Below are 17824 nucleotides of genomic sequence, written 5' to 3' on the forward strand. Positions count from 1 at the left end.
AGAAAATTGAGCGTACAAACTTGTTTTGAATCAAATGGATGTTGAATTAAATTTTGTTGGATGGATAAGGAATAAAATTATAACGTGGAATTAAAGCGAGAAATGGTACACCCGAGTGGACTCGAACCACCGACCCCTACCATGTCAAGGTAGTGCTCTAACCAGCTGAGCTACGGGTGTATTGTTTACTTTTTAATAAAATCTCAATGTTTAAACTCTTTGAGAAGAGTGGTACACCCGAGTGGACTCGAACCACCGACCCCTACCATGTCAAGACGTTAAAAATATTATTTCTTGAATTCCCTCAGTGCTACACCTTTCGCCTGCATCCCTTAACTAATATGAGTTTTCCAAATAAACGGGCATCTCATTTTCGATAATTTAAGCGAATATTTGTATTTCTTGCGCTTGAATTAGGCACGATCTAGGCACAATATAGAAATGTCGAAATTGACCACTATTTTGTCATTTAGGGGGATTGATGAACGTACATGCTGAGCATTTCAATAAGAGTTTAGATAAGTTGCTAGTCGACGTTAAACTCGAGATGGTTGCATTTAATCAAATTCAACTTGAGCGTTCGCTTAAAACCTTCTGTGAATCGTTTAATCTTCTTAGTACTCTAAAACCAAGCTCCGATGATAGCGTCGAATCCCCCGCATCAATATTGCTCGACTCATATCAAGCACCCTTGTTAGCAAGTAAAACTGAGGCAGGTTATTATCGTTTAATTTCTGGATTATTGACCTATCAAAAGCTGTGTAAAATATATGCTGGTGATGCCAAAGCTCTAGTACCTTGTATTGTATTACCTCGGCGTCCTAATAAAGATATACTTCATTTATTAATGCTCAATGATATTGTAAGGCCTTTATTAAAACAGTTTGTTAACGTCTCAGGAGATTCAATTACTCAATCTTTATCTGCATGGTTTATCACCGATGAACACCCGTCAGTGTTTAATTCCCCACAATGGCAGTCGTTGTTTCCAATGATAAAAACTAAAACGCAATTATGCGAGTGGTTACATATCAGCACTAAAGTGGTTAAATTAAGATGAAAAGTCTTAAGCAATATCTAGTTGAACATATTTGTCGGTATGGTGAACTCAACATGCCGCATATTGGTAAAGATGAGATCAGTGAAGATTTAGATGATTTTGTTGATCGTATTTTTGCCCCAGAGTCACTTGGAGGCCTTAAACAAGTTATTAAATTGATCGCCCGCGTTAGAAATATATCCTTTCACTCAGCACAATCGATAATGAAAGAGTTAAATTTAGCAATGTATATTTTTGATGCATTGCACAAGTATAGTTTTGATATCGAAGACCGTTATATCAGCAATGAATATCATCGGACCAAGTATCAAAAAGGGTGGTGCAGTGAATATCCCTTTTATGTTGTATTGCTTAAATCTTATGAGTACAACCTGACGATAAAATCATGCGAATTATTTGCTACATTCATCAATCACTATTACTCAGTTTTAGATACCCTCAGAGACAAAGACTTGGCCAGGGAATCTTCAACCCGGGAAGAAGATGCCTGTTCTAATTTCAGGCTTTTCATGAGAACCAATGTTGCTGAACTGAATTTTGTACGCGAGACAATTCCCAATACAACAGGCGATTCACCAGCGGCCATTGCCCACCAACTGGATCAATATCTTACTAGTAAAGAAACATGGCCATATCTACCACATAAAAATTATCTTCGAATACTGTGTCATTTCTTTTCCAACGATTGGAAACCAGCAAAACATATCACACGAAGAAGACCTGCAATTGATAGAGTACCTAAACGTTATGCAGATCCAATAGCCATTCCGATTGTTGGAGCTCACAATGATATTTTCGCATTAATTCCAGATGAACCATTAATACCAAACAGTGAAGGTTTAAATGATGATGATCAATTTGCTGCTCAGACATTTGTAATTAATAACCGTGACGTTGATACAAAACGTGATAAAACAGAATTACTCGACACAGCTATTCCTTTCAATAAGCACGTACAAAACCGAACTGCTATTGATGTCACTGCAAGTGTTCGACGCTCTCATAATATGGGCATACAAAATACACAATTATTAATGCCTGAAGAGCTTAATTTCCTCATTGAAAAATTAATCCTGATGGGGCATAGACCAGGCAACCGCGAAATGGCAATAGTGATTTGGCTAATGTTGTTGCTAAGCAAATCTATAGAAGAAATACAAAGCTTAGTCGTGTTTACTGACTTATCTAAAAAACAGCAGGGCTTGTATATCGATGAACTTGGGCAAGGGTGGTGGTTTTTCTATGTAAGCCATTCAGCAAAAGCTAAGCTGGATAACGAAGGGCTAAGGGAAGTTAAAGAGGAGGTTTTCACGCCATGCCCCGAGTTTTTACAAAAACTCATAGTTGAAAATCGGCAGACTCAGTTAACCGGACCTATCCTTAAGGAAAAAGATTCAAAAATAATTACGAGTTCACTCGTTCGAAAACTAAAAAAGCTATCAGATCGACATGCTTCAGCCCGCGTAAGTGTCCGACGATTGGTTAACTTTGTTAGTTATTATTTAAATTCAACTGATGTTATCGATCCTATTTTTATCGACTATAGCTATGCAGTACATATGTACACGACTCGTGTTGCGAGAAGTTACGCGAATGTCAGGGATGATTTTAGAACCGAGAAACTCTGCAAATTATGGCAAAATGTTGAACAAGATATTCAACGGTACTCGGGTAAACCACTACCGTTTTCATTATTTGAACTTCGACATTTTGATCAAACTAATCCTTTTATGGGCTCATCGTTCACACCGACAAATGATGCTATATCAACCTTAATTAACTCGTTAACAAAGCGAGTCTCGGCCTCTATACCTGGTTTTCAACATCGGTTATTAGATATGATTGATTATCATAATGCATTTACCGCTTACACAGCTTGGATGCTGCTATTTGGAACGGGTTATAGAGCAGCTTGGAATCCGTTACCGACATTTGCCTTATTTTTACCGTCATTAAATTTAATGGGGATAAGTGATAAAGACGATTCAGACTTTAGTCATTCTCGTATCGTCGCAGTGCCCAATGTTTTAGTATCTCAATTGAAAGAATATAAACGTCACTTAGGGTGCTTACGTTCATTGTTGCGTGTGTTACTGCCAAAGATGTGCAGTACGATTGACAACATAGTTGACGTTCAGCAAAACGTGTTGAACTTTAATCATACTCAGGCAACACAATGGTACAAAGTCATCCGTAATTCACGTAAACAACAAGGTCCTTTCTTTTTTTTACATAGACAAGGCAATAGTGTTGTAGCGACAAATTTATCACCATCAGAGCTTGTTAACTATTGTAAAAACACAATACAGCTGCCTGCTAATGCTGGACGACATTGGTTGAAATCTCATTTACTAGAGAAAAATATTTGTCCTGAGTTAATCAATTTCCAAATGGGTCATTGGCAAGCCGGAGAAGTGCCATTAGGTCATTATTCAGCTTTAAGCCATGTTGAAGCCATCAATGAAATAGTCCCTGTGCTTGATGAGTTATTTGAGGAGGTTGGATGGAAATCATTAAAGTCCGTCATTTCATAAGAAACCTCAATGAAAGTGGAAAATTACACCCTTTATATCGAGAGGTGTTTGATGCTTTCGTTGAACAAAATGAACATGCATTTGAAGACTATAATCAAAGCAAAGTTGATGATGTTCAAGGCAAAGAGAAAGTTGAAGAGGATTTTTATCAATCTTATAAAAACTTACTTGGGCATTTAAAAAAAAGATTTATTCAATCAGAAACAAAAATTTTACCTGAAGAACTAGAGGCGTTAATTGCGCAACTAAAACCAGCGGTGTTGAGTAAGCAAACGCAATTATTGATTTTGCAATCAATACTCAATTATGCCAAAAAACACCATGGTATAGATTCACCCAACATACCGTCTATTGTTACTCTTAAACGAGATAAACCTATTATATCGCCGGTTGAGCTCGTCAAGCTGCCAATTGTTGATATGCTTTACTCACAACTCGATAAAGAATTAATTAGCCCAAATAGAGCTCTATCTAATAACGAAAAACTAGGGCGAGCAGCACTGTTAGTTTATTTAACAGTGAATGTGAGCAAGACTCAGGAGCTTCTTTCGATCCTTGAGCATCCTCAGGATGTGTTTTACGTCGGCGGGATTTGTTATTGGCAAAAACAACAGACAACAGATCAATCACGATACATATTGAGTGATGTTGCGGTAATGGCATTACAACAATGGGCTAACGTCAAACAAAGTACATCAAAGATCCAAGCGTGTATCGTAAAGTATTTAAACAGGGCATCTGAATTTGATTGGTCAGATCTATCAATGCTTAGATTACGTACGCTTAGAAAAATTCACAACATACTGCACTTAGGACCAGTACAGTATCAAATGTATTTTTTACCCAGTGTGAGCCAAGCGCTACCAGAGCATGCTTTTATGCGAATATTAACAAATAAAGCATGCTTACATTCGATGCCACATTTGTTAGGGGTAAGTGATCAAGGCACAAACGAATTTAAGCAATGGCGACATGTGGCGAACAAAAACCATTGCTTTATCGCTATTGATACTACATTAAAACAACTAGATGACATTTATTCGGATTTAATCAAAGAAGCATCAAGATCAGCATGTTTAGATACTTTGAGTAAAAAGCTTAAGGCATTAGATGTAACCGCCAATCCTTATCTCTGGCTGCTATGCTCTTGGTTATTTTCACTGTTAAAAAATGGAGGTACCTACAAGCGCCGATTAAAGTTGGCCACTGCAGTGGATTATGTCAGAAGTTTGAGCAAGCCGTTTCTCGCCGTATTTAGTACATGCGATATAGAGTTATTATCGGGTGAAGATTGGGCTGATAAGCTCAATGAATCAGCAGAAATGTTTACCTCAGCACAACGAAAAAAGTATGTGTATTATTTCGCACAGTTTTTAGTCGAAACAAATTTAGTTCGAGATCTCTGCCTATCCGATATTGATGTTATTGGTAGTTCTAGTGAAGTTGACGCGAATTTAATTTCACCAAGTCATATTGATGAAGTCATGGAATATCTCACAGATCATGTTCAAGATGATCTTGTTTATCAATATGCTTATTTTTTGTTATGTTTTTGCTTTTACAGCGGCTTGCGAAGAAATGAAGCTGCAAAATTAACCTGGGCTGACTTTTCATTTGCAGTCAATACGCCAGCCAAAGATGCATTTGACTATGTGCAGCTTTCGGTTAGACCCAATCAGCATCGCACGCTCAAAACGACTTCTGCTCGTCGTGAGTTACCATTAGATGCGCTTTGGCCAAAGACAGCCATAGAAAAGTTACGGGTGCGATATCAAATACAGCAACACTCAGGTGCAAACAAAAAGGCGCTATTGTTTGACGATGCAACTCGAGTTAATCAGGCTTATGAGTTAATAACAGATTTAATCCGTCACTTTACTCAAGACTACACTTTACGAATTCATCATCTTCGTCATAGTTTTGCTAATTGGTCTTGGTGCCGCTTAAATCCAAGAACCATAAAGCAGGGGCGTGTACAACTAACGATGTTCGGTCATCAAATATTTGATGATGATTATCTACAACGGTTACAAACTCGATTACGCTATAATATGAATAGCCGTAAAAAAATGTTCATTTTGGCTCATTTGATGGGACATAAAGATGTTCAATCAACGTTAAATAGCTATTTACACCTTAAAGATATTTTGTACTACCTAGACTTAAAGCCTTACTTTACGTTAACTAAGTATTTTACTTCAGAATGTGTTGGGCGAGTATCTTGGCTAGAACCTGAGCCCGGCTTAAGTTTGGCTGAAAGATTAAACTATTACACTCGAGATACAGAAGCGAAATTAGCGATAAAGCCTGCACCATTAACGTCATCCTTGTCGGTTCCAACATTTTCAACGTATGTCCAAGAAATAAAACCCAATATTGAGATAAGCAGCATGACTTGGGCTCGCGCACTGAACGCCTTGAAAGTCAGCTCGGTTATAGAGTCTTCTCAATATTACAATCTTCCACTCGAAGAATTACAGCAACTGCTTAATAATGCAGAGCAAATACATCAACATTACCCGCGCATAGGTAGGCGACTTCCATTGATCCCAGCCTTTCCAAGATTACATAATGCCGACTATGTTGCCAAAGCTGATGCAACTGTCGCTAAATCCAGTAAAGTATTTATGTATCTTTGCGACAAATTCGACAAGAGTATTGGTGTTGAACCATTAACCTTATCTAATGTGAGGCTGAGCATGGAAATATTAAAATACGCCGTACCAGGAAAGGATTATGCTTTAAGGTGTCCCGACTCAACAGTGTCAAGAATATTTATTCGCTTTTGTCAGTTACTGGACTTAAAAGATAGGCATTTAAAGTTCAGGTTTCATCGTGCGGATTTGACGAAAGAGCAGTCACAGTGTATTGAAAATCGATGGAAAAAAACTATCACAGATTACGGATTTGATGTAAATAATTTTGTAGTAGCAAGTGAAAGTGAAGGGCGCTTTTTAGGTAAACATGACGGTAATGGTTTTTTAGTAATCGCATTGGTCAACAATAGATATAAGCAGGCACAACGCCATCAAAGCATATTTAGCTTTTTGCACTTTTTGCTCATTTTGAGTTACCAAGCAAAATAAATGCAACTTCTTCATTACTGTGAACTAAAATAATATTTAAGATCATAGGTATATGATTTTAGTGCTTGCGAGTCCTATTTTTGAAGATACTGCACCTGATAAAAGTTACCAAAAAATCTGCAATATCATTAATTAGAGCAAAGTGATCGAAATCAAAATTTTTATAGATTTTATCGAATGAATTTGTAACATTTGTCGTGGTTTGAATGGTTATTTGATTAAGCGTGATTTTTTAGGTCATTAGATATCAGCCGAACGAGTCTGAACTAATACAGGTGATTTTACAAATATCACTAATATGATCATACTGTTGATATGTAAGACTAAGTTAGACAGCACATATAAGGTGGGTAAATGAACTACTTTGCAGAGGATCCCTTCTAGGTAATGTAAACCTGGAGGGTAAATGAAAAAACTAAAACATCAGTACCGAAAACGTATTAAAAGCCAGTGTCAATATTTTTGGGGTTATTATCCCAGCGTACGCAGTGGAGCCCACAAGCACTTTTCAACAAAACAGGAAAAGGGTTATTACTTCCTTCATATGATTGAGTGCAAAGGTTACCCGATCAAGTTACGAGCAGCTCGTGGAAGATCGTTGGCTAACCCATGGGATGACTATCCAGCGTATGTGTATGACCTAGCAAAAAGTTGGAAGCATAATTCCAAACGACGTTATCAGTACTACAAGTAAATCTCACGATGATAAAGCTCCTTCTTTGAGGAGCTTTTCTTTTTTGGATGTTACAAAAGCGTCGAACCACTAATTTTATTGTAAGCGTCCGGGCAATTACACCTATCTTTTAACATTCCAAGGTAACAGGCTGTCAATATCAACAGATCCTAAGCAGTTTAATTTAAATCGGAGTCGGGCGATAAACTTGTTGTTAAATGGATGTAAATGTTGGATGTTAAGCATCTCTTAACTACACTGAGAACGAAAAAACAACAAGAGTAAAGGGAGTTCAATATGATTTACGAATGGGTCGATTTTTTCCTGAAAATAATCTGGTTGTCGTCGTTTGCCGCTGTTTTAACTTTGTTATCTAAACCCAAAGGCGCTCGATTTTTTTTATTGGTTGTGGGTCTTATTTGCATGGCAATGTTGGAACTTATTTATGCCAATAGTGATGTTGACACCTTATATTACGACAATCCGGTGTGGATTTTCTCACTGATTGTTGGCAATTGCACTTTGTTGCTTGCTGGCTTGTTGTCGCTGTTTTATCTGAAAAGCCATTTCTCTGGAATTGGCAGTAAAGATACGGGCAGTATTAAAGAAGCGCTTTCAGTCATTCCTGTGACCGCTGATAATCCGGCAGAAGCGCTAAATTCGGCGAGACAAGCATTGTATCTGGAGGTCGAGACAATTTTAGTGCAGCTCAAACTACCAGACTCTACCAATATCCAATTATTACAATCTCAAAACTATTCAGCGGTAACCTTTGTCAGCTTGTCGATGTTTCAACCGGCTTTTCCCGACGGCGCCTTGGCTAATAAACTTGGAACTCAGTCGTTGGTTTTGATTCGCCTGGATGCACATCCGTTTATGCGTTTTCCGATAACCTATTCTATCCGTGTAGAGTCGTCATATAAGTTGCAGGAATTTTCCGATGTATATCAAATTAGCCTAGAGCAACTGTCACGTTTGATCACGCAGTTACTGCAAGGGGAACGTTGGCACTTTAAACCAAAGCGCTTGAAGCAAGCCCCCATACAAGTTTGGCGTCCGGCTAATAACCCCCGCGATTACAAGCAGTGGCGTGGTGTGGATATCGTCATGATGGTGATACCACCATTACTGATTTTTCCGTTGCTGCGCAGGATATTTTTTGGCAAAGCCAAGCGGTTGAAACTGACTACAGGTAAACCCTCAATTGAGCCTAGACAGTTATTACAACTTGATTCTTGGCAGGTGGCGATTAAGGGATTGCAGGCTTATGCAGAACAACTTGAAACCGAGTTTGTTAACGCTATGCAGGCCAATACTAGTCAGTTCGGCAAATTAAACGAAGAGCTTATTTGGTATTGGGATGTTGACGGTAAAGTTGAGCGCAAACAATATGTGTTCAGTATTGGCAGGGCGTTGGTGTTTATTAAAATCTATGCGTACGGTGATGATTTGTATATCGGCTGGGATGCACATGTCAATGCCGGCAGCTGGGCAGAGAAAAATATTGGTGCAGGCTATGCTCATCACGATGGCACTCGCTTGGATGTGTACAGTATTGAATCTGAATGGCATCAGCCGAACGAATTCGATATCAGCGATGCAAATTTTGCGTTGGAGACTGTGCATGCCACTTTGGTAAAGCTAACTAAGCGATTGATTAAAGAGCGCGATGTGGATCAGGATATTGACTTCACCATTGTGCGAGAGTCCAGATCTGGTGTGTTGAATTCGCAGCAAAAACCTGCCAGTAACGAGAAAAAGAAACGCTTTATGAGAACAGGCTAACCGATGTCGCAAATGCCATACAGGGCTAGTTATCAGCTGGCTCACCAAAATATTGTACAAAGCCTCTATTTGCACAAATCAGTGCGCAGTGCGGCTGGTTTAGCTTGGCTGAAAGACATACTGCATCAACTTGCCCATTCAGCCATTGAGGCATTTTCGCTTAGACTGGTTTGTAAGCCTGAAGAGGTCAAAATCGGTCTGTATCTGAATGCAAGTGATGAGCAGCAAGCCGAACTGGATCGTTTTCACTTTTCCAGCTTGGTTTGTAACCGGGCGCTGGCTGATTTTTCTGTTAATAGCAAAGCGGCGTTTGATGCATTTCATGAAATGGCGTGTGGCGATGAAGTTTTGCGGCTTGAAAACCTCCATTCTCTGGCTAATGACGTCACGATTCCAACCCAATTGCACTTATTTGAGTTGCTGAATTTACTGTTTAATCCTGATTTTCCCGGGTTGTCAGATCTTACTATTCAGTTCAATCTTTTAGCGGTTACAGCGCCAACAGAAGTTGAGCGTACCGCGAGGAAACTCATGGTGAAACTGGATTTTGAGAGCAATATACCAGCCAACACTAAAACACATATCAAAAACAACCTAGCTCAAAGCTTAAATGCGGGGTATGAGCTTGATACCTTACTGAATTTTTCCGCTGGTAAGCAAGAGCAATTACAGCAAATTATTGATGATTTTCAGTATCAAGCCCTAAAGCCTTTCGGTATAAAAACCGTACCAGTGCAAGCTGATGAGTTGGCTGAAGATCTCTTTTATTCTGCATTACCGCTTTCAATGCTGGATGAAACAGACTCATTAACTCGTATTGCCCGTTTATTTGACCTGCGTGCAGCACTTAAAGCATTAACTCTGGTTTCAGTGCCAGCGTCCACACTGAAAGCTAGGGTAGATCAAACTGGGGCGTTTGATGTGTTTATCAGCTACTCATCAAAGAATTTTAATCAGGCATTGGCGGTATGCCACGGGTTGGAAAGCGAAGGCATTCGCTGTTGGATGGCGCCGCGTGATATTGGTCCCGGTGAATCGTATGCCGCAGCCATTGTTAAAGGGATTGTCGCCTGTAAAGCGTTCGTGCTGGTGTTTTCCGATGCATCTAACGCGTCCCAGCATGTGCTGCGCGAGGTTGAACGTGCAGTCAATGCCAATAAACTGATAGTGCCTTTCAAAATAGAGCCGACCGAACTCGAAGCGGATTTGGCGTATTTTATCAGTATTTGCCACTGGCTTGACGCGGTAACACCTCCGTTAAGCTCACATATTGCCAATTTGGTGGCAACGCTTAAAAAGCAGCTAAGTTAAATGAAAAGTAAAGCACAGAGCTACTTTTCGTCTGTACTTGCAGTGAGCCAACGTGCTGGTTTGTTATCGCACAGCTTGAGATTATCAGCGACATGAACGCTGACTGCGTTATGTTGCATCAGTTGCAGATCTGGCTATTTCGCTGGTTAAGGATGCCCGCTATGCTGCACCTTTACATCGGCTGGTATTGAGCCATTTAGATCCGGAGCAGGCAAATGTCATTGATACGCAATCAGGCAATATTATTGCACCGCTAAGCGGCCATGTAACCGGCATTAGCGCGTACTGATAACGCTTATTTTGCAACAACGGACTTAGATGGCCGTATTCCGCTGTGGGATAGCATTAGCCTTAAACGCATTGGCAGTTGGCAAGATGGCATGGAACCAATAACCGAGTTGCATTTTGTTCGGGATAGCTGGCTTATTTCGCTCAGGCAAAGTGGCGAAGTATCGCTGTGGCAGTGGCCTGGTCAAAGTTTGATTAATCGGTTTCAACCTTCGGTGACAGGCGATCTACGGAGCACTGAAGTTGATGGCAGCACACTTATCACCGTTGATAAACGTGGCACGATAAATCGTTATCAGTTGTTTTAAAACGGCACGCTTTTTAGAAGGATCTGGTTGCAGTGAATGACTCAGTAAAAAACAATAATAATGTCAAATTACCAGCAGAGCAGGCTGCCAATCCTGTCTGGCTTGCGCCATTATTAAATTTACTTAAGATAACCGCACACGACACTGCTGAAGAATGCTATCAGAAGGCAGACGAGGTAGCGAACCGCCTGGCACCTCATACCCGGCGACTATTTAACTTTATTTTAGTGTTTCAGGGGCTGGCAGTGCTGGCACCTTCCCTGTGGCTTATTGTGTTGCGTGAACAGTTTAGTGTGTCCTTTGCCGCCTTTAGCGTAGTGTTTTGTGCAGTGGGTTTACTGGTAATTAGTTGGTGGATGCGTTGGCGTGGTATGCAGCATATGTGGGTTAGGGCCCGACTGGTTGCAGAGCTGGCGCGCTCACGCATGGCAACAGAGCAGATTGACTCTGGCCTTACTGCGTCGGCTCTGCGCCGCTCGCCAAGCCTTCAAGCCGTAGCCAATGCTCTGCCAGGCGCAGCGAATAAGCCTCTCAGTGCGGAAAATACTGATTTTAACGATGCGAAGCTGCACTATATGGCTGAACGGCTGGATAATCAGTTGCAGTATTATCAACATAAACGGCACGATGCGTTACTGCGACGCCAGCGCTTAAGTAAAATTGTTACGTTATCGCTGGATGCTGCATTATTTCTTGCAGTGGCTGGCGTGGCTATTTCATTGCGTGATGAGGCGATGATCTGGCTTAACTGGTCTTATTCTGACTATGTACTGGGCTTTGTCGGCACTTTGCTGCCTTTATTGGCCGTATTGGCGCAGATGCGTGGTGCTCAGCTTGAGTTAAACCGGAGAATAGGCACCTTTGCTCAACAAATTGAGTTGCTAAGTGCTGCTAAATCTCAGCTAAAAGACGCAAACCAGCTTATACAGCTAAATAATATCGTAAGTGATGTTGAAGCATCGTTATTATCTGAAGTGATGGAGTGGTTTTATCAGGCTGAACACAACGAACCTTACTACCGGGCAAACAAAGATAAGGCAGAGTTAAAGGAGTGGCGCGCTGCAGCAGTGTTGCGGCACAGCAAGCTGGCGCGTGCCCTTAGCGCATTGGAATACAGCGCAGGATTTATTGGTAAAGTGGTGCTTGGGAGGGGGGTGGTTATTGCGCTGTCTATGGTGCTGACTACTGCATTTATTCAATATCAGCGAGCACCCGAAGACCCTACAATTCAGTCAGTGTTGCGTCAGCAAGATGGCCAGTTACTCAATGCCCGTAAGCTAGACGATAGTTATACATTGTGGCTACCAGGGCAGAAGGCAGCAAGTAATGGCACCGTGGTGCTGGTACATGGTTTACATGATGGTGTTGATATTAGCCGCAGTAATAATCACTGGATGACCAGACTGGAGCAGGCCATATTGCAGCGCACAGCGTCGCTGTCGCCCGAAATTATCTTGGTGGATTGGCGAGAGGCAGCTAAGCCGTCTGGCAACCCGTTTAGTGCGCTTGATACGATGGCGTTAAGCGTCATGGGTATGCCGAAATCTGCTCAGGATATGCTGAATGACTTATCGATGATCCGTCCGCAGGGTGAGCGTATCGGCGAACTGGTAGGTTTTAAACTAGCCCGGGCGATTCGCAGTGGAGATATCGCTCGTGACAAGCCACTGCATTTAATTGGCCACAGTGCAGGCGGTTTTGTTGTGTTACACGCAGCACTTGTGCTCAGTGAACTTGGGTTGGCGCCAGAGCCTATGCAGGTAACTATGCTGGATACGCCGTTTCCATTGGCGGCCGACCTTGCTAAAGCTGCGTCATACTTCCCGATTGATTTTTATGTCACTTCATCGCTAGCGCAGGGGGTTCCTGCCGACCAATTTGTGATTGGCTTTAAGCGTTTTGATATTACTCCACCACCAGAGATAGATCCTTATACTGGCGCCCATAGTTATGCCCATAGCTGGTTTATTCAGTCGGTATCAGATAAGGGTAATGCCGAGGGATTTTCCCGCTCACCCTTAATTAATTGAATAGTAGGTTCATAGAAAGTGTTTTAAATAAAATCAAAAGCTTAACTTTATATACTCCTATATCTTTAGCGACGCCGCGTGATTTTATTGATTATACTTTTAGCTGTGTACAAAGCCAATCTGTCACTTACCTAACACTGATGTGATGAGCTAGACGGTTACAGATCACAAATGAAGAACATCTTCATTTCCTGAAGATCATACATATGTACAACTCGCAAGTATAAATCTAGTCCAAGACAACTAATTTAAATTTTAAGTTAACTCATTGATTACTTCTTCAAGTAAAGTACAGTCCTCACCACGAGTAATTAGCGCATCGCGCAGTTTTTTAATATTGTTAGCGGTGGTTTCATAACACCATTTTTCAACATTATTGATGGCGAGTAAATTATTCAATGCAGCGTCGATCGCTATTTGGTTATTGTCCAATACCGCCAACTCTAATATTGTGGCTCTTTCCCAGTAGCCGGGTTCCCGATCAGAAATACTTCGCTCTAATGCATAGCTCACGATTGGTTGTAGTTTTTTCATTTCAACTAAATGTTCATCCTCACCGGATAAATACATTAATGTTAAAGCATTTATTCCGGGATAATAATCACGCCAATCTGACTCAAAGCCTTTTTTATAAGTTTCGATTGCCTTGTTAAGTGCAACGCGCGCTTTGCGTCCACCATCTTTTTCAATATCACTCCAAAGATCTTTATAAATTCTTCCAAGTAAACCTAATGTTTCTGATGAATTACCTTGCTCGTGTAAAACTGACTCTAATATATCTATTGCGCTCTCCCTGTCACCAGGCTGTGCGTCTGTAGTTCCAGCTCTTCGATTAAGTGCAAACGCATATTGCTCACGTAACATGATCTGACGTTTAAATGGTGCAGGAAAGTCTTCAAATAGATTTATCATCGATTGCCAAGCACTAAATGCACGATAAGAGAGAAACAAGTCGATAGCGGAACCAACATCTACCCAGCCATCCTTTTTAAACTCAATTTCAAGAGATTGTAATTTTGCGATCCCTTGTTCAGCTCTCATTGAGCGTGCGCTTATCAATGTAGAACGTCTATCCTCTTGAAGGACTGCTCTTTCTCTAAAAACATCGGTTTTAAGATGGCTAATTTCACTAGGCGTCCAATCCTCAATTAACTGAAAAACGGGACTATCCGGATTTTGTCCTAGACGATGCTCTTCAATCAATACTAATAACTTTTGCGTTAACGTGTTCTTTAAATGTTCAGCTTGAATGTCCCCAAATAAGTTTTTTTCACCAATATCATAAGGAATACCACGAATAAAATTAAGGTCGAAGGGGATGGGTTGAGTGTTGGCGAAAATCGCTAATGTGGTATTAGACCGTCCAGCATGTCTGACACCAAGTTCGTAAAATACATTAGCGTTAGCGGTCGTTAAATCGGCAATGGCGTATTCACATAATAATAACCTCTCGAACATAGCTTTATGGATAATCCCGATGCCTTTCTCTTGATCGGCTCTAATTGGTGAAAGACCGCATCTCTCAATGGCCGGTTTGATCGCATTGTGATAGATTTTATCGAAGTCAATTGGAGGCCCGCCTGTGGCATCAGGCTTTTGACCGAATGGCATTAAGACAAAACAAAGGGGTTTATTGCAAATTTCAGAAGCCATGGAGATGGTCACAGTAGTACTAAAATAGTAAACAGATAATAGCAGAGCTCATGTTTATTTCAAATGTAGTGTCGTTCGCTAAAAACAATATAAGAACTAAAATAAAACCTATTCAGACAGCTATAAAAACACCCAACATTATGTCTAATTCTCTGTTCATGATCCTAGTTCATCCAGCGAGTTACCCCTTAGCTTGGGGGGGGGGGTAACACAAAGCAACTGCATAATTTACCTGGTTATTTGAAGTGAGACAAACTGAAGTGACAGGAATTTTGAATTACAAAAGTCGCGTTAAGCCGGTTAATGCCACACATCAACAATATCGGTCGCGAGCTGCAGTTGAGTTAGTTCAGGTGGCCAGAAGTCGGCTTTTGCCTGGCCACATTGGGCGCCGTCCAGGCCGCTGGATAAGTTGGCAAAGTAACGCCACTGGCCGTTAGCAAGCGTAATAAACGTTGGGCCACCGCTATCACCATAGCAGGCCGCTTTACCCTCACTGCCAATGGCCGCCCGCAGCCCATGCTGGCCTTGCCAGATACCATGCAGTGGTAATGACACTTTGTACTTTGCGCCTGCGAGTAGCCTGAGTGTTTTCTTCAATTCAAATCTGCTCATCGATTCTGCAAGGTGTTTGGGATCTTCACGCAATCCAAAGCCTACCTGCACAGCGTTAAGTGCTGGAGCATGTTCGGCAATAAAATGCTGTTTTAACTCACTAAGTTCTTTGTCACTTAATAGCTGAATAAGCTCAATATCATTAAAGTCACGGTTAAGCGTAATAATAGTGCGGTCAGAGTAGGGCAGACGTACAGGCTTTAATTTAGCATCGCTTAAATAATACTGAGCCAGTTGCAGATTCAGTTGTTGCCAGCTTGGGTCTACCGCGATATTTTGAATAACCTGTTCAACGACAACACCATCAATCTCAAGTTTCATTGACGCATTCATATCCTGGCTTAACTGGTGTAAATAGGTTCTGATATTTTGCTGCACAGTCCAGTTGTCTTTACTTTTCAACCACTGGCGCAGGGTAGTGTAGTGTGGCAGGTTAGGATTGTTTAAGTAATAAATACAATGGCCAGCGGTAACAAGGGTATTGGGAGTAACAAAGGTTGCGGTACAAAAAGCTTTGTTATTATTATCCAATAAGGCCACTACATTACGAAACTCGCTTTGGGCAACTGCAGCGCCCCCAATGATATACTTGCTGTTTTTACCCTTGGCGCCGAAATGGTATTTTTTGATATTCACAAGACGCTGCGTAAAAGGGTCAATTAAACCCGGTTCTGAGGGCGTCGAGGGCTTGATGTGTGCCGAAGTAATGCTGCTAAATAGCAGTATGACAACGGCAAAAGCGGAAGCAGTGTAGCGAAAATGCATCTACGCTAACCAAACTAATTCGTATACAGGCTATATTCGTTATAAACGGTACCCAGATTTTTTACTCTCACTGTGAATTTTCCCGTCCAACGTGGTGTCCACTTACAGTATTCATCATCACCAGACCTTGTACTACGACAAGTAAGGTTGTCATTTTCATCGTAAATATATAAATCAAGGTCAGTGTCGCCGTCTCCGGAAATAGCAATTTCTGCCAACTCATCACCTCTGAAAGTTAGGCTATAAGTGTCTGTATCGCTAGCTCTAACCTGATCAATATGGTGGGCAGGCCCGCCAACTCGCCCTTTAACTGCAGCCGTGCTCTCTTTTTGGGTCTTGGCAATAAGTGATTCTATAAAGCTGTCCCCATTAGCACACACTTTTGCTTGTTCAAACAGCGATATCGCGGGTGCTTTGGTTGCTTTCGCAGCAGGGACTTCGCTGGAAGTTGCCGTGCTTTTTTCATAGTCTGCATCAGTTTTAGGGATTTCAGCATCCAGCTTGGCTGCGGCCAGCATAAGTAACGCATCTTTATTTTCTCGCGCTAGCGCCGCCATCTGACTTGCCAAATGGGCTTTTGCAATCAAACTATTACTCTTGGTTTCAACGGCTACACTGTTGGCAGCTTTTTCGTCTGCCGCTTGTACAGAGACTGACAATAGTACCGCAACACACGAAAGGCTTGTCGTTAATTTCATTATCTATTCCTTGAAGTTAAATATTTTCTGATGCCGCAATTTAATCTAGACCAAATGCGCCAGTTCGCCAATTTTTTCTTTAATATCGGCGTGGTTATTCCAGATGAACTAAGGGTATTATTTGTTTTTTCTATATTCTTGTTTTCTTGCATTCAAATCCATTTCAATAACGCTAGATAATAATTAATCTGATTCTGTTTTTTTTAAGGTAACCGTCATTTGCAGTGCTTGCAAACGTTGCTTGGCTTCTGCATTGCCAGCATTTAAAGCCTTTTCAAACCAATACTTTGCTTTACTAAAGTCGAAATCCCGGTAGGCGTAATTACCAAGCTGGATCATGGCTTTGGTGTCATTGTTGTTAGCTTGTTGCATGAGGTAGATGGGATGATGTTTTGGCCACATAGGCGGTTTGCTTTTTGATGCGTCAAATAGGTTCTGTTGGTTATTGATGTTATCAAAAACAATACTGATACCTTTAAGTTGCATATTATTGACAGATGCTAGGCTATCAATTTTTGATTTTATGGATGTCTTATTGGAATAATCCTGAAGATGACTCACATCCCATAGCTTCAGGGTGTTACCCCTAGAGCCAGAGACTAGGGTCTGACCATTGGGGCTAAAGGCGACACTGGTTACTTCACCTGTATGCCCTTCAAGGGTGTTTTTAAGCGCACCGCTGGTCACATTCCACATCCAACTGTTGCTGTTGCCAGGCAAATAGCCCTGCGCCTATGGCCATAATCGCCAGAGCAGCTACCCCAGCCAGCCACTGGCGCAGACGTTTGGCTTTTTGCTGTTGCAGGGCGAGTTGATAGGCTTTATCGCGCTGGGTTAACTCGCCTAGTGGCACCCCTAAAATACCGGCAATGATTTTTAGCAGCATTAGTTGCTGCTGTTGCTGATACGCGCTGATTTTTTTGTCTATCTCAGCGTTATCTGATTGAGAATTGCTTTTTAAATGCTGTCGGTAAGCGCCGGGGCTGGTCCAGCCTTGTTCGGGTTTGCCGTTATTGTT

General features: G+C 41.4%; 12 protein-coding genes and 1 tRNA gene. 7 read left to right on the forward strand and 6 right to left on the reverse strand.

Annotated features, from left to right (window positions below; translation table 11 throughout):
• Window positions 1-103 precede the first annotated feature (103 nt).
• Window positions 104-180, reverse strand: a tRNA-Val gene (locus IEY40_RS01775).
• Between the two features lie 301 nt (window positions 181-481).
• Here IEY40_RS01775 and IEY40_RS01780 point away from each other — a divergent pair.
• From IEY40_RS01780 to IEY40_RS01810, 7 genes are all read left to right on the forward strand, one after another.
• Entirely contained in the window at window positions 482-1060 is a 579-nt protein-coding gene (locus tag IEY40_RS01780) for a hypothetical protein (RefSeq protein WP_188952761.1), read from the forward strand.
• A 53-nt stretch (window positions 1061-1113) separates the two neighbouring features.
• Entirely contained in the window at window positions 1114-3594 is a 2481-nt protein-coding gene (locus IEY40_RS01785; protein ID WP_229776977.1) for a hypothetical protein, read from the forward strand.
• Entirely contained in the window at window positions 3564-6680 is a 3117-nt protein-coding gene (locus IEY40_RS01790; RefSeq protein ID WP_188952765.1) for a site-specific integrase, read from the forward strand. Before IEY40_RS01785 ends, IEY40_RS01790 begins: the two co-directional genes overlap by 31 nt.
• Window positions 6681-7650: 970 nt before the next feature.
• The gene (locus IEY40_RS01795) at window positions 7651-9138 is read left to right on the forward strand and encodes a hypothetical protein (protein WP_188952767.1); all 1488 of its coding nucleotides are present in this window, start codon (window positions 7651-7653) and stop codon (window positions 9136-9138) included.
• A gap of 69 nt (window positions 9139-9207) precedes the next feature.
• Window positions 9208-10449, forward strand: a complete 1242-nt coding sequence (locus IEY40_RS01800; RefSeq protein WP_188952769.1) for a toll/interleukin-1 receptor domain-containing protein — start codon at window positions 9208-9210, stop codon at window positions 10447-10449.
• A 380-nt stretch (window positions 10450-10829) separates the two neighbouring features.
• The gene (locus tag IEY40_RS01805) at window positions 10830-11045 is read left to right on the forward strand and encodes a hypothetical protein (protein WP_188952771.1); all 216 of its coding nucleotides are present in this window, start codon (window positions 10830-10832) and stop codon (window positions 11043-11045) included.
• Between the two features lie 32 nt (window positions 11046-11077).
• Window positions 11078-13075 (forward strand): alpha/beta hydrolase family protein, encoded by a 1998-nt coding sequence (locus IEY40_RS01810; protein ID WP_188952774.1) that lies wholly within the window; start codon window positions 11078-11080, stop codon window positions 13073-13075.
• Window positions 13076-13330: 255 nt separating this feature from the next.
• Here IEY40_RS01810 and IEY40_RS01815 read toward each other — a convergent pair whose 3' ends face one another.
• From IEY40_RS01815 to IEY40_RS20290, 5 genes are all read right to left on the reverse strand, one after another.
• Complete coding sequence (locus tag IEY40_RS01815; protein ID WP_229776978.1) at window positions 13331-14728, reverse strand: TRAFs-binding domain-containing protein; 1398 nt, start codon at window positions 14726-14728, stop codon at window positions 13331-13333.
• Window positions 14729-15028: 300 nt separating this feature from the next.
• Window positions 15029-15979, reverse strand: coding sequence for a trypsin-like serine protease (locus tag IEY40_RS01820; RefSeq protein ID WP_188952776.1), 951 nt, complete (start codon window positions 15977-15979; stop codon window positions 15029-15031).
• A gap of 143 nt (window positions 15980-16122) precedes the next feature.
• On the reverse strand, window positions 16123-16806 hold the full coding sequence (locus IEY40_RS01825) for a PPC domain-containing protein (RefSeq protein WP_188952778.1): 684 nt from the start codon (window positions 16804-16806) through the stop codon (window positions 16123-16125).
• 183 nt (window positions 16807-16989) lie between these two features.
• Window positions 16990-17493, reverse strand: a complete 504-nt coding sequence (locus IEY40_RS01830; protein WP_229776979.1) for a WD40 repeat domain-containing protein — start codon at window positions 17491-17493, stop codon at window positions 16990-16992.
• Window positions 17474-17692: a hypothetical protein gene (locus IEY40_RS20290; RefSeq protein ID WP_346347797.1), complete on the reverse strand. Its 219-nt coding sequence runs from the start codon at window positions 17690-17692 to the stop codon at window positions 17474-17476. Before IEY40_RS20290 ends, IEY40_RS01830 begins: the two co-directional genes overlap by 20 nt.
• Between the last annotated feature and the right edge of the window lie 132 nt (window positions 17693-17824).

The sequence above is a fragment of the Shewanella ulleungensis genome (assembly GCF_014648315.1).
In the GTDB taxonomy this organism is placed as follows: domain Bacteria; phylum Pseudomonadota; class Gammaproteobacteria; order Enterobacterales; family Shewanellaceae; genus Shewanella; species Shewanella ulleungensis.